General features: G+C 40.5%; 23 protein-coding genes and 1 pseudogene. 17 read left to right on the forward strand and 7 right to left on the reverse strand.

Annotation, left to right across the window (positions count from 1 at the left end; all coding sequences use genetic code 11):
* Positions 1-40 precede the first annotated feature (40 nt).
* The 5 genes and pseudogenes from HMPREF0106_RS03230 to HMPREF0106_RS03210 form a co-directional block, all read right to left on the reverse strand.
* The gene (locus HMPREF0106_RS03230) at positions 41-733 is read right to left on the reverse strand and encodes a DNA alkylation repair protein (protein WP_004313202.1); all 693 of its coding nucleotides are present in this window, start codon (positions 731-733) and stop codon (positions 41-43) included.
* A gap of 94 nt (positions 734-827) precedes the next feature.
* Complete coding sequence (locus HMPREF0106_RS03225; protein WP_008022954.1) at positions 828-1,481, reverse strand: DUF4840 domain-containing protein; 654 nt, start codon at positions 1,479-1,481, stop codon at positions 828-830.
* Positions 1,482-1,656: 175 nt separating this feature from the next.
* The gene (locus tag HMPREF0106_RS03220) at positions 1,657-3,348 is read right to left on the reverse strand and encodes a response regulator transcription factor (protein ID WP_009040976.1); all 1,692 of its coding nucleotides are present in this window, start codon (positions 3,346-3,348) and stop codon (positions 1,657-1,659) included.
* 555 nt (positions 3,349-3,903) lie between these two features.
* Positions 3,904-4,482 (reverse strand): annotated as a pseudogene (locus HMPREF0106_RS03215) (helix-turn-helix transcriptional regulator); the annotation flags it as partial.
* 894 nt (positions 4,483-5,376) lie between these two features.
* Entirely contained in the window at positions 5,377-5,676 is a 300-nt protein-coding gene (locus tag HMPREF0106_RS03210; protein ID WP_009040977.1) for a hypothetical protein, read from the reverse strand.
* Positions 5,677-5,747: 71 nt separating this feature from the next.
* Between HMPREF0106_RS03210 and HMPREF0106_RS03205 the strand changes: the two genes are divergently transcribed.
* From HMPREF0106_RS03205 to HMPREF0106_RS03195, 4 genes are read left to right on the forward strand one after another with little or no spacing between them, the layout of a single operon-like run.
* On the forward strand, positions 5,748-6,050 hold the full coding sequence (locus HMPREF0106_RS03205) for a hypothetical protein (RefSeq protein ID WP_004323452.1): 303 nt from the start codon (positions 5,748-5,750) through the stop codon (positions 6,048-6,050).
* Between the two features lie 23 nt (positions 6,051-6,073).
* Positions 6,074-6,205 (forward strand): hypothetical protein, encoded by a 132-nt coding sequence (locus tag HMPREF0106_RS28145; RefSeq protein WP_009293506.1) that lies wholly within the window; start codon positions 6,074-6,076, stop codon positions 6,203-6,205.
* 27 nt (positions 6,206-6,232) lie between these two features.
* Positions 6,233-6,562 (forward strand): hypothetical protein, encoded by a 330-nt coding sequence (locus tag HMPREF0106_RS03200; protein WP_004323450.1) that lies wholly within the window; start codon positions 6,233-6,235, stop codon positions 6,560-6,562.
* A gap of 14 nt (positions 6,563-6,576) precedes the next feature.
* The gene (locus HMPREF0106_RS03195) at positions 6,577-6,837 is read left to right on the forward strand and encodes a hypothetical protein (RefSeq protein ID WP_004308737.1); all 261 of its coding nucleotides are present in this window, start codon (positions 6,577-6,579) and stop codon (positions 6,835-6,837) included.
* A gap of 69 nt (positions 6,838-6,906) precedes the next feature.
* On the opposite strand, the gene HMPREF0106_RS28150 is transcribed toward HMPREF0106_RS03195, so the two are convergent.
* Positions 6,907-7,029 (reverse strand): hypothetical protein, encoded by a 123-nt coding sequence (locus tag HMPREF0106_RS28150; protein ID WP_255344247.1) that lies wholly within the window; start codon positions 7,027-7,029, stop codon positions 6,907-6,909.
* Positions 7,030-7,533: 504 nt separating this feature from the next.
* Between HMPREF0106_RS28150 and HMPREF0106_RS03190 the strand changes: the two genes are divergently transcribed.
* The 6 genes from HMPREF0106_RS03190 (at position 7,534) to HMPREF0106_RS03165 (ending at position 12,522) form a co-directional block, all read left to right on the forward strand.
* On the forward strand, positions 7,534-7,914 hold the full coding sequence (locus HMPREF0106_RS03190; protein ID WP_009040978.1) for a single-stranded DNA-binding protein: 381 nt from the start codon (positions 7,534-7,536) through the stop codon (positions 7,912-7,914).
* Between the two features lie 488 nt (positions 7,915-8,402).
* Positions 8,403-8,930: a hypothetical protein gene (locus HMPREF0106_RS03185; protein ID WP_004308734.1), complete on the forward strand. Its 528-nt coding sequence runs from the start codon at positions 8,403-8,405 to the stop codon at positions 8,928-8,930.
* Positions 8,931-9,394: 464 nt separating this feature from the next.
* Positions 9,395-9,709, forward strand: a complete 315-nt coding sequence (locus tag HMPREF0106_RS03180; RefSeq protein WP_007218095.1) for a hypothetical protein — start codon at positions 9,395-9,397, stop codon at positions 9,707-9,709.
* A 418-nt stretch (positions 9,710-10,127) separates the two neighbouring features.
* A complete protein-coding gene (locus HMPREF0106_RS03175) occupies positions 10,128-10,628 on the forward strand; it encodes a DUF4313 domain-containing protein (protein ID WP_009040980.1) in 501 nt (166 codons plus the stop codon).
* A 490-nt stretch (positions 10,629-11,118) separates the two neighbouring features.
* Positions 11,119-11,373, forward strand: coding sequence for an LPD11 domain-containing protein (locus HMPREF0106_RS03170; RefSeq protein WP_008640428.1), 255 nt, complete (start codon positions 11,119-11,121; stop codon positions 11,371-11,373).
* A gap of 468 nt (positions 11,374-11,841) precedes the next feature.
* A complete protein-coding gene (locus HMPREF0106_RS03165) occupies positions 11,842-12,522 on the forward strand; it encodes a hypothetical protein (RefSeq protein WP_004308730.1) in 681 nt (226 codons plus the stop codon).
* Between the two features lie 369 nt (positions 12,523-12,891).
* Here the strand turns inward: HMPREF0106_RS03165 and HMPREF0106_RS03160 are convergent, their stop codons facing one another.
* Positions 12,892-13,536 (reverse strand): recombinase family protein, encoded by a 645-nt coding sequence (locus HMPREF0106_RS03160; protein WP_007218098.1) that lies wholly within the window; start codon positions 13,534-13,536, stop codon positions 12,892-12,894.
* Positions 13,537-13,771: 235 nt separating this feature from the next.
* Here HMPREF0106_RS03160 and HMPREF0106_RS03155 point away from each other — a divergent pair, with 235 nt between their 5' ends.
* The 7 genes from HMPREF0106_RS03155 (at position 13,772) to HMPREF0106_RS03125 (ending at position 20,291) form a co-directional block, all read left to right on the forward strand.
* Entirely contained in the window at positions 13,772-14,821 is a 1,050-nt protein-coding gene (locus HMPREF0106_RS03155; protein WP_009040981.1) for a hypothetical protein, read from the forward strand.
* 18 nt (positions 14,822-14,839) lie between these two features.
* A complete protein-coding gene (locus HMPREF0106_RS03150; RefSeq protein ID WP_009293478.1) occupies positions 14,840-15,286 on the forward strand; it encodes a hypothetical protein in 447 nt (148 codons plus the stop codon).
* Between the two features lie 10 nt (positions 15,287-15,296).
* Positions 15,297-15,692, forward strand: a complete 396-nt coding sequence (locus HMPREF0106_RS03145; protein WP_008640424.1) for a hypothetical protein — start codon at positions 15,297-15,299, stop codon at positions 15,690-15,692.
* Complete coding sequence (locus HMPREF0106_RS03140; RefSeq protein WP_009040983.1) at positions 15,689-16,246, forward strand: hypothetical protein; 558 nt, start codon at positions 15,689-15,691, stop codon at positions 16,244-16,246. Before HMPREF0106_RS03145 ends, HMPREF0106_RS03140 begins: the two co-directional genes overlap by 4 nt.
* A 24-nt stretch (positions 16,247-16,270) precedes the next feature.
* Entirely contained in the window at positions 16,271-17,131 is an 861-nt protein-coding gene (locus HMPREF0106_RS03135) for a hypothetical protein (protein WP_032556764.1), read from the forward strand.
* 206 nt (positions 17,132-17,337) lie between these two features.
* Positions 17,338-18,795 carry a MobV family relaxase gene (gene mobV, locus HMPREF0106_RS03130; protein WP_004323434.1) on the forward strand — a complete coding sequence of 486 codons (1,458 nt, stop codon included), beginning with the start codon at positions 17,338-17,340 and terminating at the stop codon, positions 18,793-18,795.
* Positions 18,796-18,848: 53 nt separating this feature from the next.
* Positions 18,849-20,291 carry an OmpA family protein gene (locus HMPREF0106_RS03125; RefSeq protein ID WP_009040985.1) on the forward strand — a complete coding sequence of 481 codons (1,443 nt, stop codon included), beginning with the start codon at positions 18,849-18,851 and terminating at the stop codon, positions 20,289-20,291.
* Positions 20,292-20,362 lie beyond the last annotated feature (71 nt).

The following is a 20,362-nucleotide window of genomic DNA, read 5'->3' on the forward strand; positions in this document are numbered from 1 at the left end:
TAAGCAGAACAGTTACCGAGCTTTATTTTTTATTGTGTCATTACCTCCGTTTTATACCGCGAAGTATATCTTTAGTTTCCTTGTCTACACGGAGAGATTCGATAGTTTTCTGCAATGATTTATTATAAGTCCAGTTATCCAGCTTGCTCTGTTTAAGGTACTCCATTGTCTTTTCGGGGAATTTGATGAAACAGATGGATATCATCCAGGCCATAGCCATACGTGCATAATAAGCATCGTGGCTGAAAGTGTCTGCGTATGCCAGTAATGCGTCGATATGTTCTTCGTCTACATAATGGAAAAGCATCACAATCCCGAAGCGGATTTCGAACTCTTTGGGAGATATGAGGTAAGGCTGGATAAACTGCCATACAGTTTCTTTTCCTTTCTTCACGGCAGTCTTCAGTTCGCCACAAAAGATATCACATACAGCCCAGTTGTCGATACGTGGAACGAACATGCTTATGTGTTTCATTCGTTCGTCCAGTTCCATTTTAGCTAATCCGATAACCATTCCCTGAAGCATTGTCTCTTCATAAAACTTAGTATCGGTTGCTTCCACAAACATACGCCAGTTATCTCTCTTTGCGATTTCTTTAGCCAATATTCGTAGTTGCGGAATACGTACACCAAGAATATTCCCGATTCCGGGAACCAGGGCAGAATGAAATTCCTGATACTTGGAATCTACCAAATCCTGCAATTCTTTTCGAATGTTTTCTGTTGTAGTCATTTTGTATAGTTGGTTTCTTCACAAAGGTATAAAAAAAGAGCATGTCTTGCGCGCAGGCATGCTCCATTTTCTTTTTTTCAGCGAAAGGTTTGTATTACTTCTTGACCATGCTGAAAGTGAATGTTGTAACGGGGAAATTGGGGAAATTTACATCTCCGACTTTTACTCCAGTTGCTTTGATAACGAATGCCAGTTTTTTGCCGTCATAAGCATAAACGCCATTCTTTTCAGCTTCAATAGTTACTGTTATAAGATTTTCAGCCGGTTCTTGTCCTTCTTCTTGTACTTGAATCGGTTCGGTGTATTTAATTTCCAGTGGTTCAGGTTTTAGTTGAAGTAAGATGTTAGATTTACCTTCATCAAAGGTCGGTGTATAAGGAATGTTGTAGTTAATATCACCCAAATTTTCGATGATAGCTCCTGCATTTTCTTCACCGACGATGCTTTTAATCAGGTCGTCAACCGGAAGTTTCTTAATCATAATCTGATTGTCTTTTACTTCGGCAGTAACTTCGGCTCCTGCCGGTTCTTCCCCCTCTTCTGCATTTGCCTGGGGACTGACGGGGGTGGATTCCGTCAGCATTGTGCCGGAATAATTGCCATCAACATCTTTAAGGGAATATACGGGAATGTCCGAATCGTCGTCACTGCTACATGCAGTAAAAGAAGTGACCATGCTCAGTGTCATTGCCAATAAGACAAAGCGATTAAAACAACAAACTTTTTTCATTTTAGTTAAAGTTTTCATACTGTTTAAATAATTAGATTATTAATTTCAAAATTAAGGTGTACGTACATAGTGTAAATGCTACGATTAATACAATACTGCATGAAGAAGTAAAAAAAGAAAGGCTTCTTTATGCAAGTGTTATAGTGAAGATCCCTGTTGGTGGGATCTTCGGATATATAGCTTCGTATTTGTTTTATTGTTTTTTCATGATAGACTCGCTTGGCGTTATTCCAAAATACTCTTTGTATTTATGACGGAAGTTTTTGAGGCTCTTCAATCCGATCATTTCGGGAAGAACATTGACGGAGTATTTCCCGCTTTCCAATAGCTCACGTGCTTTTTCCATACGAATCCGGTAAATCAAGTACTTGGGCGCTTCTCCTGTCAGTGCTTTCCATTTCGTAAAGAAAGCGGTTCTACTCATATATAGTTCTGAGGCGATTTCATCTATTGTCAGATTTTCCTTATCTATATTTTTTAGAATAAACTCCTTTACCTGATTGATAAGGCCGTAATTTTCCTCATCTGAAATTTTGTCTTCCTCAACTTCCAGAAACTTCTTTCCAAATATTCTTTCTAAGAATGATTTTCTGAGGAAACGGTTGTTTCTGATAAGGACATTCATTTCTGTTTTTAAATCTTCGACGTGAAAAGGTATATATAAGAATATGTCAGCCAGGGAGCTTTCCCTTTTGCTGCGTTGTCCTGTATCTATATGTAAGCCATAGAGGATAATAGGGATAACGGATGTTTCTCCTGATGTTTTTAGTCTCGATGATAGTTCATTGCCGTACATTCCATGGAGCATAATGTCGCAAATCACTAAATCCGGATATTCCTCTTTTATACATTCTAAAGCGTCCAAACCATTCTCGAAACTTTTTACGATAAAATCCTTTGATAAACGTTCTTCCAGGTACAACCTGAATTCTTTATTGCTGTCAGCGAGGACGACCAACGGTTTAGTGGAATTTCTCTTTTGTGAATCCTTGCCGAATAAAGTATCTGTTCTTTCTTCTGCCGGATTTGACTCGATTTGTATGGCGGTATGTTGGTGAACATTTTCCGGCGAATCTTTTGAAGGGAATTTTAGAGCAATAGTGTGGCTGGAATGGTTAATCAGAATCTTTCCATTGCACATCTTTATCAACCTTTTGCAGAATATATTTTTTGCAAAATTGTATTCGAGTTCTTCTTTTCGTTTGAATAGTTGCCAATTTTTACATTTATAACATTGAAGTATTTTCTTATTTTCGAAATCAGTTATTTTTATTTGCCAGTATTCAGGATTAGAGGTGATTAGCAGGGTAATAGTTTTTTTTTGTTCGGTATGGTCTATGGCATATTTTATAAATTTGTCGATCACCGGAGATATTTTGCTTTGGTCGAACCAGACGCTGGCATAATTAAAGTCTGTTTTAATGTTCAGCCCTACCAAATTGTTGGCAGCATGTGTTTTTAAAGAAGTAATTCTGTTTTTGATAAATGCTCCCAGTTCATATTCCGAGGAATTCAGCTTTTCAGTGTTTGCAAACAATTGCTTTAAATCCATCAATCTGGTTAAATGTATGTTGAGGCAATCTATGTTTTGGATAGCTAGTGATAGCTCTTTTCTGATATTTTCGGGGGAAACGTCATTATATGCTATTTTCAATGGAGTATGAACTAATGTAAGCGGAGCACGAATGCTCTCGAAAGAGTCTATAAAATATTGACTCCCTTCTTTTAGAAGATTTCTTTCTTTCTGTATCGTAATGATATGTGTTATAATCCAATAAATAGAAATACCTCCTGCTAGGAGTATTGAGGTAAAGTTTAATTGATAAAGAATGAGTATTGCTATGGCACTGTAAACGAGGGGTGACGTTTGTAATAAGTATTTCATATTATATTTTTTAGTGACGTCACTCAGATGAAATAGACCCATTTCTTTCATTTCAGAAAAAAGAGGAAATTCACTATCCTAATATTTAACATCATTTTTTTTGGGGGGGGGAAGAAACGGTGAATATCCTCTAAGTAACAATAATTAATTAGTTTTATTGGTTGAATATTATTTTGTCTCCTGTAGATGTGTAGGGGAGCGTATTGTATATTGGGTATTATTGAGGAATGTCTCATTTAATACCATTCTGTATTTCCTCATAATATATAAACTGGAAAGATAATGGAGGTTAGGTTTTTTTATAAGAAGGAATGATTGGTATATTTCTACGAAGTAAAAATAATGATAAGTTTTAATAAGTAGATACTGTTGTCAGTTTTGAATGTTGGGATGTTTCTATTTGGTATTAATGATGCGATGAATGGTATGATTGAGTTGTGATTTGTTGGCAATTATGTTTTGCTCGTCGGTATACTTGCAAAAGAGATATACCATTTTTCCATTAAATACATCTCTTTTTTATTAAGACAATAGTAATATTGAATTTTCCCGCTTTTAAATATTTCTTAATGTTTCACTTGGCGCTATGCCGAAGTGTTTCTTGTATTTATTGCGGAAGTTCTTTACATCTTTTAGTCCGACCATTTCAGGTATCTCCTGTATGCGATATTTTCCGCTTTCCAATAGTTCGCGTGCTTTTTCCATACGAATCCTGGTCATGAATTCTATGGGAGCTTCCCCTGTCAGGAATTTCCATTTAATGAAAAACTTAGTCCGGCTCATGCCCGTTTCACTGGCAATATGGCTTATCTTTAGTGATTCGTTATCCAAGTTGTCCAATATGAATTTCTTTACCTTGTTGATGAGTTGGTAGTTATCCTCTTCCGGCATTTCTTCGATATCTGTTTCCAGAAACTTTTCTCCGAATATTTTCTGTAAGAATGACTTTCTAAGAAAGCGGTAGTTTTTGATAAGAACAGATATCTCGATTTTTAAGTTTTCGATATTGAATGGCATATACAAGAATGTATCGGCTAAAGAAGCATTTCTTTTATAGTCTTGGTTCATATCAATAGGAGAGCCATATAGGATAATCGGGATAATAGAAGTGTCACAGGAGGTTTTTAATCTTGATTAATGTTTTAAATTTTATGATAAGGAAGGCTTTCCCTCCAAGTAACGATGATTAATTTGATTTATTCTTTTTGTTTTCAGGCATGATGAATCAGTCTAATATGTGAATATTTGAAGAGGGGGCGGTCTGGGTTTAAATAGAGTGCTATCGGAACATATCTCAATAGCTGTTTGCTTGTGTTTTATCATATACAAATAATCAACTAATATAAATGTCTTTCCTTCTTATGGATAGGAAATTGTATTTATGAAGTAAAGGTACTAAAAAGTAATAATAAATCAATTGATTTATTTGTGTAAATGTTAGGCTTACTGCTAATATACATGTTTTCTATGACTAATCACAAATAAAAGTTGTATAAAATATTTTATTGTTATATATTCTGCTGTATATGGGTGCTGATGATTTAGAGTGTGTGATTTGTGGATGAATTCTAATTGTTAAAATGGAGTGTGAAATATTGGTAACATTCTTAATCATCTTAAAAATGTACACTTAAATATTTTATAATCAATATGTTACAAGAAAGGTAATTTTAATGGAGAAACAAATAAGGAACAAAAATAGGAATTAAAGTGATTTCTCATTTTTCTATTTGCACTCTGTTTCTTTCTTTTCGTTTGTTTGCTTTCAGAGTGCATTCCGAGCAATTTTATCTGCTCTCATCATTCGAAGAATTTGCTCCTAACTTTAACTAACAAATTATTTGCAGCTCATAAAGAGAATACAAATTATTATCTCTTGAAGTTGTATTGCTTGTAGCAAAGATAATCTTTTTTGTACAGGCAGCCAAAAATGCCTGCCTATATTTAGTTTAATTTAGTTTAGCATATATAAGGCTAACAAACTAAACCAAACTGGATTTTCATATTACTTTTTGTGATTTTCCCATTCTACCCATACAGCCAAAAGAGAAGATAAGCTCTTGCCTCTTTTCTCTTTTCGCTGCGATACTCTTTTACTTCATAGCCACCTTTTACACACATCCGTACCGAGCAAACTCCCACATGCTCGCATATCAACTTTCGGTCTGCCCGATGGGAATTGTGTCGCAAAGGTATTTGCCATGTCTTTATTGTATGCAAGGTTGTAACCTGAAGGTTCACTACAAAATCTCCACGCTCCGCTTCGCAGAGGTAGTATTTTGTAGTGAAACCCTGCATACATAGCCATGCCATCTGTTGAAGCGACATAATTTCAATCAAGCCCGAAAGTAAGTGAAATGCTACAGGAGGGAAAGTAACAAACTTAAAACTTGGTATTTATGGCAAATTATGCAACCAACATTTTCCACGCAAGAACGGAAAATAAAACAGACCTCGACAAAATAGAGGCTTTCTTGGATGACACTTTCAGCGAATTTACCAATCGATATGGTGATAGTGTAGATGCAGAATTTTCCTCTCGTTGGGTGTATCCAGAAGAAGAAATCAAAAAATTGGTAGAATCGTTGGAGGACAAAGATAAAGTCTATATCAAGATTCTAACCTATGAATTTGAAGACGAGTACGTGAGCTTTAGAATATTCTCTCAGGGAGAATGGAAGGTCAAATTAGTAACTGAATGAGTAGAAGAAGATAAAGTAAAATTATGGTCTATCCTACACTTTGCTTATTCTATAAGAGACACACGGATGGAACGATTGTCGGTGATTTCGACAACAAAATCACTGTTCGTTTCATCTGTGGCAAAGAGAGATTATTAAATACTGTGATGAAGTAATTTTTACAATTTTACAACATAGAAACCATGACACAGATAGCAATGAAATTCGTCCAATGGGATGTGCCCGAATTGGAAAAACTGAAAGATAGCAAGGTTTACAAATTACGGGAACGTCTTGATAATGGCGACAAGTTGAGTCGGGAAGAAAAGAACTGGCTCACCCGCAATGTGAAAGAGTGCTGCCATTTCAAAAGAGGTATCGCTTTAATGGGCTACCGTTTTGACTTCTCCGATGTTCTCAAACGGTATTTCGTGAAACAACACGGACATATTGCCGAATATTATGCCATTGACAAAACCGCACTACGTTCTGTCCTATATGGTCGAATTGAAGATATAATCGAAGTACAATAAAAATCAAAAGAAGCATGAAAGTAACAATTGAACACAGCTTTTGCCCCTATTGTGACGAGGTAACTGAACTTTATTTCCGAATCATTAACACGATTCTTTTTTCTGGCAATGAGGCGGAATTGCGTGAAAGCATGAGACAGTTGGAGAAAAAAACTCCACTTGATGAATATTTCACATACGGTTACGGTGCACGACACCTTTGGGTTTGCCAGCGACGTCCCAGCGACAAAACCAAAATATTCGAGCATCGTATTATGATGGTTGAATTTCAATGACACCTTGGACAAATATCATCGACTGGCTGGAATGGAATCACCCATTTCAGCCTTACTTCCATTTTCCTTTTATAACTTTTTCTTTTGGCTGCGCCACTCCCTTTTGTAGAAACCAGCCATTTGCACAAAGCGAATTGGAAACCACTTTGTGAAAAGTCTGGTTCTTCCTGCCGTTTTTCCTTCCAGTTCCATTTTTTTTCGATGCGGATATCACTATCCTCCAAGGATGGCTACCTACGCTTCTGTCCACTCTTGGCTGACACATTCCTTATGCAGTGGCCTTTTTTCTGATTGGATGGTATTCTGTTTGTTACAGTCTCAATTCAAGCCAGGCATGTCTCGCTTTGGCTTTGCTATTCTTCACTGACTTTCGGACGGATGTCTCGCCTTTGTGCCGACATTTGGATTTGCTCTTTTTCCTTATCATTACCGGTTTACTTGTTTCCCATTTTCCATAATCGCTTTTTATCGAAGCAATCATCATTTTTCCTCTGCAAAGATAGTATGCCGACGGGAACGACATGGTTGTCTTGACCAATGGCGTAGCCGCTTCAATCTTCCTTTATCGAGCCTTCGATTTTACCTGTGGCTAAAAATAAAGCGTATTGACGCGCTATCCTTGGTGCATCCCTTAAACGACATCTACTTTTTAGGCAGTGTAAAAATTGATTTAATAACTTCTAAAAGCAATTCAACATGAAAAAGATTGAAAACAATTTCACAGTAACCGGATTCTTAGGTAAAGACGCTGAAATCCGAGAGTTCACCAACAGCAGTGTCGCACGTTTCCCATTGGCCGTAAGCTGTCAGGAAAGGAATGCCGAGGAAACCAACCGCATTTCAGCCTTTATGAATATTGAGGCTTGGCGTAAAAACGAGAATACTGGGTCATTCGACCAACTGACCAAAGGTACGATGCTCACCATTGAAGGCTACTTTAAGCCTGAAGAGTGGACCGACAAGGTCGGTGTAAAGCACAATCGTGTTGTTATGGTGGCTGTCAAGTTTTATCCTCCTATCGAAAAGGAGGATGTTCCTGAAAAGCCGGTAAAGCCCGTGAAAAAAGGCAAAAAATAATTCTTGCCTTATCATGAACAAAGCGACCTTTTGGTCGCTTTTGTTTTGCTCATGACCGGATTAATACGCATCATACTTTTATAAGTGGCTGTTGCGATGCCAAGCTCCAAATGAAATCTTCACCCGGTAATACTGTTATATTTAGCTCTACTTGATGAACAGGCAGATTACGATTTTCAATAGAAAAAAGAAGACTCTCTCAATTCCATACCTCTGAGCAGCTTTCCAGTCCCTCTTATAACCATATATTCTTCCCAAAAGTGAGGTTACGTCCGCCGTCCATTAATTTTACAGTGCGAAGTTAAGTCGGACGTGAACCCGCAAGGCGCGTTTCATTTGCAGTCAATGCCGTTCAAATGAAATCCTTCGGATGCCGCTTCCTCCTTGCATTGTTCCCTTCTTCCGCCTTGTGGTTTGCACGTAAAATCAAATCCCACCGGACGAGGTAAAAGCCTCTGAAGGGAAGGGAAAATAAAAAATTAGAATGTATGAAACAAATAATTTGGTCAAGTGATGCTCTATTGGATGAAACAGCAAGAGAGTATTATCAAAATTTCAAGCGAGAAGAACTGGACGATGATGCCTACAAGGTCAGCGATGAAGAGTGGTCGGACGAAGTGTATAATGAATTGGGGGATGAGCGGCAGAACCTAAACAAGGATGTCAATGGAGTCATTATTGCATTTGGAGATTTAGGATTGTGGAACGGACGCAAACAAGGCTATCAAATTTTGGGTGACAACATTGCCGGGATATTACAATCTACACAGTATGATGCAGAGTGGTACGGTGACGGCTACGATATACGAGGCCGTATGTCGCACCATGATGGCACGAATTATGTTTTGTACCGTGTCGCTGAAAATCGTGACGACGCAGAACGGATTGCCGCAAAAATCTACAACTATGAAATTGACGAGAATGGTTTTCGCCAAGTTACACGTTCCCTCCACCCCTATGTGGCCGCAGTGTATGGCTGGAAAACTCTACAGGACAACCTCGTTCAGGTAAAATAGCCTGTAACCTGTACTTAAACAAATGCCGTAACGCTTTCTCAAGAGGCTGTTACGCACTTGTGTTTTATGCCGTATATATTCTGCATAAAATGTGGTGGGAAACTATTCCTTTTTACACATTTATGAATGTTCCCGCCCAACTGTTGTAGGTGGCCGCTTGTGCCAGTTTCCTTTTTTAGACTCCGGCCCTCCTTTATAGCCCCATCCAGCTACCCCCTATATTTCTATCCCGCAAGCCTGGTTATTTCCCTGCAAAATTCGATTGCCGGCTGTCCGTCCTGTCAAGGACCGCTGACACTTGCTGCCGTAAAATCTTCCTCTCCGAAATATCGAAGAGTGTATTTTCCGCATCCTCCTTGCCCGTTCTGGCCGCCAATCCCGTGGGCAGAAAAATAATCAACCTTTCGGTACAGGAAGTATCGAAGGGAAATAAATAAAATATTAATCTTAAAATTTGAGGCATTATGACATTCAGAGAATTTATGTTAGAGAACGGTTATGAATTGCAAACAACCTTTTGGAATGATTTTTCCATTGCTGACCGATTTGGTCTTTCGGCGATACAGGACACTTTCAACCGTGCTTTTGAGGAGTGGAAAGAGAACTACAAGTATCTCACGGAACTGGTTTTAGTGCTTAACCATAAGATATGGCAGTATTATGAAACAAGGCCGGAAATTGCGACATTGTATAATACCCTTTGGGCACAAGCCAGTCAATATGCAATGGAGTATCTGAAAGATGACGAGCTAAGCTATTATTATGATGTAACGGATTAAATGTCCCAGCTACTCCCACAGGAACAAAAGAAAGCCGGCTTTTGTCGGCTGCTCTTTGTGGTCATTCCCTTTTTTATCACTCCGTTTTACCCTTGTATAAAACGAAATTATTTCGTTTCAGGCTGCTACCAGTCAGGACTTGTTTTTTCCTGTGCAAAGGTATTGCCACGGAAAAACATTCAAGTACCGCTACGCTATTTGAACACAATTTTTCAGTAGCTTTCCCGATTTTCAATCGCTCAAATGTCGTATACGCCCCATACCGCAACTGTAAAAATTCTGTCCAAATTCCTTGCCTGCTTTTCCTTAAAGGCAATCTTGAATGCACGTAAAAATCAAATCCCGACTGGAGAAGCCTAAAGGCTTCCGAAAAAAGGGAAAAAAAGAACATGATGTTTAATAGCTAAATTTTAAAAGTATGGAAATTCAATTTGTGATTGTTCGTTCAGAAAATGCAGAGTATTTGTGTCACAATGTAAATGGAACGTATGTGGATGTCAGCGACCCATCAACAGAATTTGTTTCTGGAGAGGATGATTTTCGCTTGGTAGAGCCGGACAGCTCCCTAACGCGGAAAGAATACGAGTTTCGTGGAGAACGCTTTTATCTCATGCCTCAATTTTATGGCAATGGCTGGTTAGCACTTACTTTGCAAAGTGTGGAAGATGAAACAGAGTATATCGTGCTATCCGTCAATTTGGAGAACATGGATGCACTCGATTTGCCAGACCGTACATTTATTGATGTGAATCATTATCCGGATGCAATGGAGTTTCTGGAGACAAATAATTTAGCGACCTATTCAGGTTACAAGCGTAGAAGCGGATTTGTGGAATATCCAATGGCGGTATTGAATCTTCCTTTGCTTTATCAGCACGCCCCGCAGATTTTCCAAGAGGCGAATATCGAATGTTTTTAAATGGTTTTTTGAAAGTATGGTACTGATGACTACCAAAGAGATACCGTATCGGTTAAATCCTATCGGTATGGTATCTTCTTTTGCCCGAAGACAGGTGGCATCCCCCTTTTTTACAGATTGCTCCGTGCCCACTTTTTTAATTTCCTTGTTTCCCTTTTATAGAAGCGTAACAGCCTGCTTCTCTTTTACAGCCCTTATGTAATGAATGTTGATGTTTCCTGTCGTTATCCAGACTTTCGCCCGGTCTTGTTTTCGTGTGCAAAATTACGGCGAACGAACGCTATCCAAGTATCGCTACGCTATCCGAAATGAAATTTGACGTAATCTTCCTAAATCATAGATTTCGGTATTCATAAAATTTCATTTCCGATTCCTTGCACTGCGTTCCTGCTTCGTCGTTTGGGACGCACATGAAAAACAACCCTTCCGGCAAAGTCAAAAGACTTGAAAAAAGGGAAAATAAAAAACTTAATTAAAAACGACAACGAGTATGACAATAGAAGAAGTATTACAGCACGATTTAAAATTCAGGTATATGTTATTGGGGCGTTTGCAAGCCGACTGTGAATATTATCTTGGCTTTGGAAACAAAAGTTCTCGTCGTTTGTGGGCTGGTTCTGAAAAGACACAAATTGAATACATGACGAAAATTCACGACAGCTTCCGAGAAAACGAAAAACCCGAATGGCTGACAATGGAGCAAATCAAAGAATACAGCAATGCTATGGAAGTAACACAAGAATAATTCAAAAAAAATACCGTAATGACCTTTAACGGAGGTGTTGCGGTATTACAGTATTACAAATAAGGGGCGGAGTTTGAGAACATACCCTCTTATAATTGAGAGGGTAATAATAGCCCCTCTTTTATAATTATATCATTCTATTCCTTTTTTATATTTCTGCAAAAGGAATAGCATTCTTCTTTTATATTAATTATTTTTCATTTTATCTCCCATCTATTCTTCATCCTATCACCGGTTTGGTTTTATCAGATGCAAAGGTCGGCTATCGCGCTTGATCCTGCTACTTGAAGTGTATTTCTTACAAAATTCTTCCTTCCTGGGCAAGAGTAATTTGGCAAGAAAAGTTGCCGTATGAAGCTGTATCGACATCCGTTTACCGCATCCATAAATCCCAAAACGGTTCAATCAGTAAAGAACCGACAATAGGGAAAAAAGTTAATAATAACCAATTCTTTAAGCATTAAAATCATGCCTAATTATGTAACAAACCGTTTAGAAATAAACGCAGACAGAGAAACAGTACAAAATGTGATGGATTTCTTAAAAGGAAAAACTGATGAAGACAGTACGCCTTGCTATATTGACTTCAACAACATTATCCCTATGCCAAAGGACTTACTGATAGAAGCGTCCACTTCTGGGGAATTTGGTATGCAGTATATCATAGCACAGCAACGTAAACCGTTCAATTCACAGGACGACCTGAAAGTCATTCAATGGATGGAAATTCAGGAGGAAAAAGTCAGGGAAGAAGCATTACAACTTGGAATGACATATCTGAGAAACTGGGGAAAATACGGTTATCCTACTTGGTATGAATGGTCTATTGCCAACTGGGGTACAAAATGGAATGCCTTTAATCAGAATTTTGAAGAACCGAACGTGCTTTGGTTTGATACGGCTTGGGAAGGTGTGCCTCTGCTTATCCAAACACTCTCCGAGATATTTCCGGACGTCGAGTTTCAATATGCCTATGCGGATGAAGACCTTGGTTCCAACGTGGGCAAAGGGACTATCCGAAATGGAGAAACCGACATGACATTCCCCGATAACGGAAGTAACGAAGCCTTTGAAATTGTCTTTTTCGTAAAACCGGGATTAGAGGAATACTTGGAACTGACAGACGAGGGGTATAGGTGGAAAGCCTAAACATCTCCGGACAGACAATATCCGACATGTATTCAGGGTATATCTCAACCGATATATCCTGGATTCCTGTTGCCGGAAGCTCCGTTTATATTTATTCCATTCCACTTCCTTCTTACAATTTCACGCCTCTTGAACCAGTCTTTTTTGACCGTATTTATCCCATCCCTTGGCTGGCCTACTTATCATCTTTGAAGCTGCTTTTACTGAAACCGCCAAACACGCCCTTCAAGAGCTTGCCGACAACCCAGAATACCAGCAATACAATTATAATATCTCCCATAAGTCTTACTTTTATAGTTTTAACAATAATAAAAATACAAAATAATAACCGAAAAACAAATATACGATCCTGATTATCTGAAAATTCTATCAGGAGCCACCTTCATTTGTTCCGTCCTCTTTCGGGTTCTGTTTGACACGCGGACCGCTGGTTTGGCCACGATCAAGTTTTACGCCATATTTATTGAGTATGCGCCAAATAGAACTTTTGCTGCTAAAACCGCTTGCAGCCCAAATGTCATCGAAAGAATGCCCGTTGATATACATATCCACGATTGTCTTATCTCGTTCAGCTTTAGGTAATACCTTCGGCACAGCCGGGGCTTTGATATTCTGGCGTAACTTCTCGACATGAGCGGAATATTTTCGTAGTGCGGCAATTTCTTCCGGAAATGCCCCTATTATCCACAACACATCGGCTGCTGTCGTACCGGGGAATAATTCACCGCGAGTATCAACTCTGTCATGAATGGATATGACACGTACAATTTTGATACGGCATAGTTCGATGAACGCGGCCAGTTCTCTTAAACCGCGTGCAGCATTGCTGAATTTGGATATGACTATTTCATCGCCCCTTTGAAGATTCGCCATAAGCTGTTTCCACATAGGTCTCAATGTTTCATGTTCAACTGTTTCCTCTACGATTTGTACACAACCGTATCGCTGCATCCATTCTCTCTCAGCATCAAAACTGTCATTATTTTCCTTGAATATATAGCCAACTTTTGCCATTTTAATATACATTGTTTTGATAACAAGTGCAAATATAGCACTTTCATTTTAATCTAAAATCATATCGTGGTAAAAATCTCGCTGAATCCTTTTTTTAGCTTTTTTTCTTGCACTTGTTTTCATTGATAATCATATTATTAATATGATACCAAAAATTATACTAAATGCGATATAAAAGAGCTTTTACAATAAAAATAATATATAGATTTGCATCGTTAAATATGAATTGTTAAATATGAAAATTTTAAAATCATACTACAAGACTCCATCATTTTTGACTGGAAGATGTATCGTTTCATTGGCCATATTGGGCCTGATATCATGCAGCGATAGAAATGGCAAATCATTGTCTGAAGCTACGAACGATCCTGCCGGAATATACAGGGAGTACTTATACAATATACGACGTCAGAAAGATTCCTCATTTCAAGTATTGACCAAGCATATCCTACAATGGCAAACTGTAAAAGACTCTGTTTTTAGGTATCTCCGGAATGATACGCTCAGCCACCCCCATTCCAATCAGCGTGAAGAGTGTATCAGACTGCATGATTCTATCCGCACTGAGTTCTCACGCTTAGCCCTCTCAAAGACGCGTACTTATCAGGAACTTTTGGCTCTCAAAGGAGAGTTCTCACCTTATAACAATGATGAGGAACTGCATCATGCCGCTGGAGAAATCCGCCCGTTTTTCAACTCACTGGATAATCTTCCGCTTCATAAGGGTAACAAAGAGGAAATCCTTGCGGCTTACCGCATGTTACTGACTCGAACTATCCGTAACGGCATACATAGCCGCAATGAACTGATTACTTATATCACTAAAGAAGATGCTATATTCCGTGCGTTCCTCTCTCACTTGCACGATTTCGAAGGTGAGAGTATGGCTGACATCACACGTGGTACTGAACAGTGTTGTTCGCAGATATTCTTTGCCGCTGAGAGAAAGGAGATTACCTATCGGGAGGCTATGCTTTATTTGACAATGCGCACCAATCGTCGCCAAATACAAAATATGCAGATTTGTATAGAAGATGTTCGGAACAAAAAAATCAAGACTTCTTCGCAAGCACATGCTTATATATGGATGCTTATCCACCCTTATACTTCACTGGACGGATTCTCTATGACATTGCTTTCCGATAAAGAACGGAAACAACTTGACAGGATGGCGGCACAGACACCTGTGGCGTTCAAAACCTTGAGCCGAATCCTGCAATCGGAAAGTGGTCAACTGACTGAACTGCCAGGAATGCTTATGGATGTTTTCATACAGACGCTCTAACAATATAAAAAAATGAATATGTTACGACATTTTTTCAATGACTTTATGACATTTGTCCCTCTGCAACTACCGCAACTACTCGATGTGACGACAATGGAGGAAGCACAATTCTACGGTGACTACGCCCTACTGAGCTTCCCGCTACGCGACCCTTACGATTTGGAGGAAGTGATGGATCTGTTTGAGGACGATATGGAGCTTATAACTCTCTACCACCACATCCCCACGCACGCTGACAAATTCGGGCATAGCACCTGTGCATACTCCAACCCGGCATTTGGACAGATGTTCAAGATGAATTGCAAGACAGATGCAGACGGTAAGGTAAATAGCATTCTTGTCACCATCTATGATTCTCTTGAGCAGATGTACGGCGAGCTGTGCCTTGATTTGGATCTTCATTCCAAAAGTGGCACATTCAAGTATAAGAAGAACAAAGACGATCTCTTGTTGGATTTCCTTTAATGGTCATGTTATGCGGGACACACTATACCGACAAATGGTTTATTGGATTAGGGAATACCGGACATGGATAGAGGTTGTTGATGACAATTTCTATAAGGAGTATGCTTTGTCAAGAAACGGATATATCAATTACATTGTTTCCCGCACGTTGGTACTGCGGGCTTACAAAGACAAAGGCTCATACGCCAAAGGCATGACATGGACAATTCCGGAACATAAACTGGATAAGGCATTGGCAGCCTACCGTAAGCAGGAGCATACGTTCAAGCAACGTATTAAGAAAGCAGCGATATACCTTTCACCGAGGGACGCCGAAGTTATCATCCTATTGGCCACCCACAATATTGTCCAATTAGAGTTGATGATATCCCCCATTCAAATACGCGAGAAACCCTATTATTTATGATTTGGAATATACTACAACTTATCTTCTGTATAACGCTTTTCGTATTGCCATTAGCATTGTACAAAAGCCACCGTTCTTTTATGGTAAGGTTCTACGATGCTATGATGCACAGTGTAAAGGCTCGTAAACTATATGTACAGGTCGTATTGATTCTGCTATTGCTCTTCCACTATGTTTACATCAGCGGACATGTTGGCGAGTTCGGTGTTTTTCTTTCAACTGCTATCTGTGTCACTATATATTCATTTAGGAGAGCGGACAGATTGTTAAGAGGTTTATGTGACCGACCATGTATGTTTGTCATACTCTCATTGGTGGCTTTGGCCATCAGTTTTGTTCCACACTTGTACACAACGGCGGTAACTGCCGCCTATCTTCTTTTGGCTGCCCTGTTCTATCCCTCTGTTCGGGTTATGACCGAATTTCAGGACATAGGCATAATCTCTGAATGGATGAAATTCCCCAGACTATTAGCCGAAAGTTATTATGACCATCATCACGCGATATTGCCGCAAGATGCGGATAGCGGCAACACTGATATATCCGCACAATAGTAATAATTAAAAAATGAAATGAAAATGAAAACCAAGCAGAAAATAGCTGTCCCTATATTGGCAGACAGAGAAGTATTTGACTACCTCAAGGAGAAAGTCGGTGAACGAAAAACAAAGACAGAAGCCTTCTGTGATTTATTGGATAAATCTTTGGCAGGTTTTGTTTCCCCTTTTTTAAGGAACAAAGGCTACGAACTTCAACCCAACCAGTGCCACGTGACTGTTTCTGACCTTTCATCGGAATGGCATTGGCATAGGGCTACTGTCCGTTCTTTTTTGGATGTAATGGAAGAGTTCGGCTTGTTGAATCGCATCCGGCTTTCCAAAAGCGTCATCATTACCATGACTGTGCAAACCAGCCAATCCACGGAGTCTTGCAATGGACAGAAGAAGTTGAACCTTGCAGAACAGCTACGTGAGGCATTGTCCGATTGGATAATCGGCAAAGTGTCCCTTGACGAGATCGGAATCAAGTGTGAGCAACTTGTTCGTCGGGCAATGGATGAAGCTGGCATATGCGATAGCTGCCCATCTCCGGACAGTATCATTCGCATCAATCCGGCAGCGGATGATGATGAACGAGCTGTCAAGATTCGTATGGTAGCTTTGGAGTGCATTACATTTGCCGCTATACAACGGGCACTGCGTAAGTCGAGATTCGATGACAGTGCAGAGTTTATGGACTACTTCCGATTGGAATTGTATGGGGACTGGACAGGACTTATTGCAACTTCGAAAGGTATTGCCGGGCTTATTCTTGATGTAGATAGGGATGAAAATTCCGATTATGATGAAGATGACAGGGAGTTCCTTAAAACGCTTTTTAAGCCTTTTCTGGCATTTGCGGCAAAGGCACAGGAGGCAACGTATCAGATTGGAGGTTGAAAACAGAATGTATAACCGCAACAATCCACTTTTGTATCCAGTGAAGCCCCCCTGCCAGTTATAGAAGGCATCCGGGCTTGCCCGCCTGCCACGAACAAAGGGAAGGGGGAGCCTAATACCCCACCTGCCTGACGTTGGTGGGAAGGGTGTCCGAACAAGCAGCAAGCTGGGACACGGTAGATTGTCCGAAACAATATGAAAAACGTATGGCAAATCAAAAACAGGTACTCGACGTGCAGGTGTCGAAAGGGATTACCACCGCCCAAAGTAATGAACATCTGCGTGACCGTAGTGAAAAGGCAGAGAAGTACGCTATGAGTAAGGGAAATTATGATCCTACGCGTAAACGGCTGAACTTCGAGATTGCGCCCGGAGGTAAAATACATCCCATCGACACAAGCCGTAGCATTCCCAAACGGATGGCGGACATATTAAGTCACCGTGGAATCAAAGATCCTAATGAGGGGCTGCTCGAACCAAAATACCGCACGGTGGTAAATATCATCTTCGGCGGTTCACGGCAGCGAATGCAGGAACTTGCTTTCGGTACGCAACAGGTGGACTTTGAAAAAGGTGCGGACAATACCCGCATCGAACGGAAGCGTGACATTGAACGCTGGGCCAAGGATGTTTATTCATTCGTTTGTGGCAGATATGGTGAGCAGAACATCGCTGCATTCATTGTACATCTGGATGAATTGAACCCGCATATCCACTGTACGCTTCTGCCAATCAAGGATAGTCGCTTTGCGTACAAGGAAATCTTCGCCGGTAAGGATAAGTTTGAATATAGTGCAAGAATGAAACAACTTCATACGGACTTTTTCGCAGAAGTCAATACAAAGTGGGGAATGTCAAGAGGAACAAGCATATCCGAAACGGGTGCACGGCACAGAACGACTGAGGAATACCGCCGAATGTTGTCTGAAGAGTGTACAACAATCGAGGATAATATCAAACTCCATCAACAGGTATTGGGTGAACTTCAATCAGACATCCGGTTGGCAGAACGCAGAGTCAAAGGGCTTACGACAATGGTTAGCAATCTTGAAAAGCAGAAAACTGAAAAAGAAACCTTGTTATCGGCAGCCGAGTACAATTTAAAAGAAAACAAAGGCAATGCGGCAGAATTGGCAATCCAAATACAAATGTTGGAAAAAGAGCTGCAAGGAATCATCAGACAACTGGCAGACAAGCAGGAAAAGTTGCAGACGGCTGACCGGCAACTCATCGAACTGAAAAAGGATATGGGAGCCATTGAAGAACGTACCGAAGAACTCAAAGAGGAGGCCTATCAATATTCCCGTGATGTACATTCCAAAGTGGATAGCTTGTTTAAAGACGTCCTACTGGAGAGTGTAATCAGCGAGTATCGTAACGCATCGGCACAAATGAATGTTTCAGAACGGCAGCTCTTTGACGGTTCACTGGTACAGTCTATCGCCGAGCGGGGTACGGAAATCATGCACTGTGCGACAATGCTATTTCTCGGAATGGTAGATGATGCCACTACATTTGCCGAATCACATGGTGGTGGAGGCGGAGGGAGTGACCTCAAATGGGGACGTGACGAGGACGAGGACAATCGAGCATGGGCACTTCGCTGTATGAGGATGGCGAGCCGCATGATGCGCTCGACTATCGGCAAGAAATCTAAACGGTAAATGGCATACGCCTTACACCAGATTAAAAGTATAACTAATGAAATCATTGGAATATGACGAAACAAATTATTTTCATCTTCGCTTTGCTCTGCACGTTGCAGGCACAAGCAAGTGTACAACCCGTACAGAAGGACACTGTACGACACACTATTCATTATGAAGTAGCGGAATTGCTTCAACCGATGCAGCCCGTCTATCTCAACGGGGTGCTACTTCCGGCATCTCGAACCGGCAACTGGTTTGTTAGCATATCCGGAGGTGCGACAGTTTTTCTTGGTACACCTCTCGGTTGTGAAGACCTTTTTGGACGAGTGAAACCTTCGTACAGCCTCGCCGTCGGCAAATGGTTTACTCCTTTGGTCGGCGCAAGGGTAAATTATAGTGGCTTGCAGTTTAAGGATGCACAATTATCTACGCAGGACTACCATTATATCCATGCAGATCTCCTGTGGAATCTCCTTGGACGCAGATATGCCCGACAGGAACAGGTACGTTGGAGGCTTGCACCCTTTATGGGTGTCGGTCTGCTACATAACGCCACCAACGGGAACAATCCCTTTGCGCTTTCTTACGGCATACTAACACAATACCGTATTTCCAAACGGGTTAGTGCTATGCTGGAACTCTCTAACACAACTACATTCCAGGATTTCGACGGATATGGCTATCCAAACCGTCTGGGCGATCACATGCTTTCGCTGACTGCCGGATTCACCTTTCATCTCGGTAAGGTCGGCTGGAAGCGCGCGGTGGATACGGCACCATACATCCATCGGAACGAACTGCTTGTCGATTATGGCAACTTCCTTTCGGAGGAGAACAGTCGTTATGTGGGACGTCACAATCAAGATAAGCGAACACTCGTGGAATTAAAGAAAATTCTGGAAATCGAAGGACTACTCGATACATATAGCCATATCTTTGACAACGACGATATAACCGGATGCAGATATCCTATAAATAATTATAGCGGTTTGAACTCGCTTCGTGCAAGATTGAAGCATAGCTATTGGGACGGGTCGTCACCTCTTGACACGACTATTCTTCAGACAGAGAATGGAAAGCCATCATATAATTACACGGCTTCCCGAAATGTGCAGTCCGCCCATCAGGACACCCTCGCTATGGATTCCACGGTTCTTTCATACGCTGATGGAGAGTGCATCGGTACACCCATCTATTTCTTTTTTGCTCTCAATACGACACATCTGACGGATACCTCACAGAGGCTTAATCTTGACGAACTGGCTCGTGTAGCTAAGAAATACAGTTTATCCGTGAGGGTAACTGGTGCTGCTGACAGTTCTACAGGAACATCAAGTATCAATGATTCTTTGAGTATATCGAGAGCAGGTTTTATTACCGCAGAACTGGAACAACGTGGAATACCAGCCAAGCGGATTATCAGAGTTAGCAAAGGTGGAATTGCCGACTATACGCCCGTGGAAGCCAACAGACATACGAAAGTGGAGTTGTTTTTTCCAAAAGCGAAATAGAAATTTCGCATAATTGATGTTTAACTTTGTCATAATCAATGAAGCCTCTCCGCTGTGAAGCGAAGAGGCTT

Origin of the sequence: Bacteroides sp. D22 (assembly GCF_000163675.1) — a bacterium.
Taxonomy (GTDB): Bacteria; Bacteroidota; Bacteroidia; order Bacteroidales; family Bacteroidaceae; genus Bacteroides; species Bacteroides xylanisolvens.

Bases quoted from the DNA above. Each gene is read 5' to 3' on its own strand.
- HMPREF0106_RS03125 (WP_009040985.1), top strand. From the start codon at position 18,849: ATGACGAAACAAATTATTTTCATCTTCGCTTTGCTCTGCACGTTGCAG.
- HMPREF0106_RS03175 (WP_009040980.1), top strand. From the start codon at position 10,128: ATGGAAATTCAATTTGTGATTGTTCGTTCAGAAAATGCAGAGTATTTG.
- HMPREF0106_RS03155 (WP_009040981.1), top strand. From the start codon at position 13,772: ATGAAAATTTTAAAATCATACTACAAGACTCCATCATTTTTGACTGGA.
- HMPREF0106_RS03140 (WP_009040983.1), top strand. From the start codon at position 15,689: ATGATTTGGAATATACTACAACTTATCTTCTGTATAACGCTTTTCGTA.
- HMPREF0106_RS03225 (WP_008022954.1), bottom strand. From the start codon at position 1,481: ATGAAAACTTTAACTAAAATGAAAAAAGTTTGTTGTTTTAATCGCTTT.
- HMPREF0106_RS03160 (WP_007218098.1), bottom strand. From the start codon at position 13,536: ATGGCAAAAGTTGGCTATATATTCAAGGAAAATAATGACAGTTTTGAT.
- HMPREF0106_RS03220 (WP_009040976.1), bottom strand. From the start codon at position 3,348: ATGAAATACTTATTACAAACGTCACCCCTCGTTTACAGTGCCATAGCA.
- HMPREF0106_RS28145 (WP_009293506.1), top strand. From the start codon at position 6,074: ATGGTCTATCCTACACTTTGCTTATTCTATAAGAGACACACGGATGGA.
- HMPREF0106_RS03135 (WP_032556764.1), top strand. From the start codon at position 16,271: ATGAAAACCAAGCAGAAAATAGCTGTCCCTATATTGGCAGACAGAGAA.
- mobV (WP_004323434.1), top strand. From the start codon at position 17,338: ATGGCAAATCAAAAACAGGTACTCGACGTGCAGGTGTCGAAAGGGATT.
- HMPREF0106_RS03200 (WP_004323450.1), top strand. From the start codon at position 6,233: ATGACACAGATAGCAATGAAATTCGTCCAATGGGATGTGCCCGAATTG.
- HMPREF0106_RS03210 (WP_009040977.1), bottom strand. From the start codon at position 5,676: ATGTCGCTTCAACAGATGGCATGGCTATGTATGCAGGGTTTCACTACA.
- HMPREF0106_RS03145 (WP_008640424.1), top strand. From the start codon at position 15,297: ATGCGGGACACACTATACCGACAAATGGTTTATTGGATTAGGGAATAC.
- HMPREF0106_RS03150 (WP_009293478.1), top strand. From the start codon at position 14,840: ATGTTACGACATTTTTTCAATGACTTTATGACATTTGTCCCTCTGCAA.
- HMPREF0106_RS03190 (WP_009040978.1), top strand. From the start codon at position 7,534: ATGAAAAAGATTGAAAACAATTTCACAGTAACCGGATTCTTAGGTAAA.
- HMPREF0106_RS03230 (WP_004313202.1), bottom strand. From the start codon at position 733: ATGACTACAACAGAAAACATTCGAAAAGAATTGCAGGATTTGGTAGAT.
- HMPREF0106_RS03180 (WP_007218095.1), top strand. From the start codon at position 9,395: ATGACATTCAGAGAATTTATGTTAGAGAACGGTTATGAATTGCAAACA.
- HMPREF0106_RS03165 (WP_004308730.1), top strand. From the start codon at position 11,842: ATGCCTAATTATGTAACAAACCGTTTAGAAATAAACGCAGACAGAGAA.
- HMPREF0106_RS03205 (WP_004323452.1), top strand. From the start codon at position 5,748: ATGGCAAATTATGCAACCAACATTTTCCACGCAAGAACGGAAAATAAA.
- HMPREF0106_RS03185 (WP_004308734.1), top strand. From the start codon at position 8,403: ATGAAACAAATAATTTGGTCAAGTGATGCTCTATTGGATGAAACAGCA.
- HMPREF0106_RS03195 (WP_004308737.1), top strand. From the start codon at position 6,577: ATGAAAGTAACAATTGAACACAGCTTTTGCCCCTATTGTGACGAGGTA.
- HMPREF0106_RS28150 (WP_255344247.1), bottom strand. From the start codon at position 7,029: ATGGAACTGGAAGGAAAAACGGCAGGAAGAACCAGACTTTTCACAAAG.
- HMPREF0106_RS03170 (WP_008640428.1), top strand. From the start codon at position 11,119: ATGACAATAGAAGAAGTATTACAGCACGATTTAAAATTCAGGTATATG.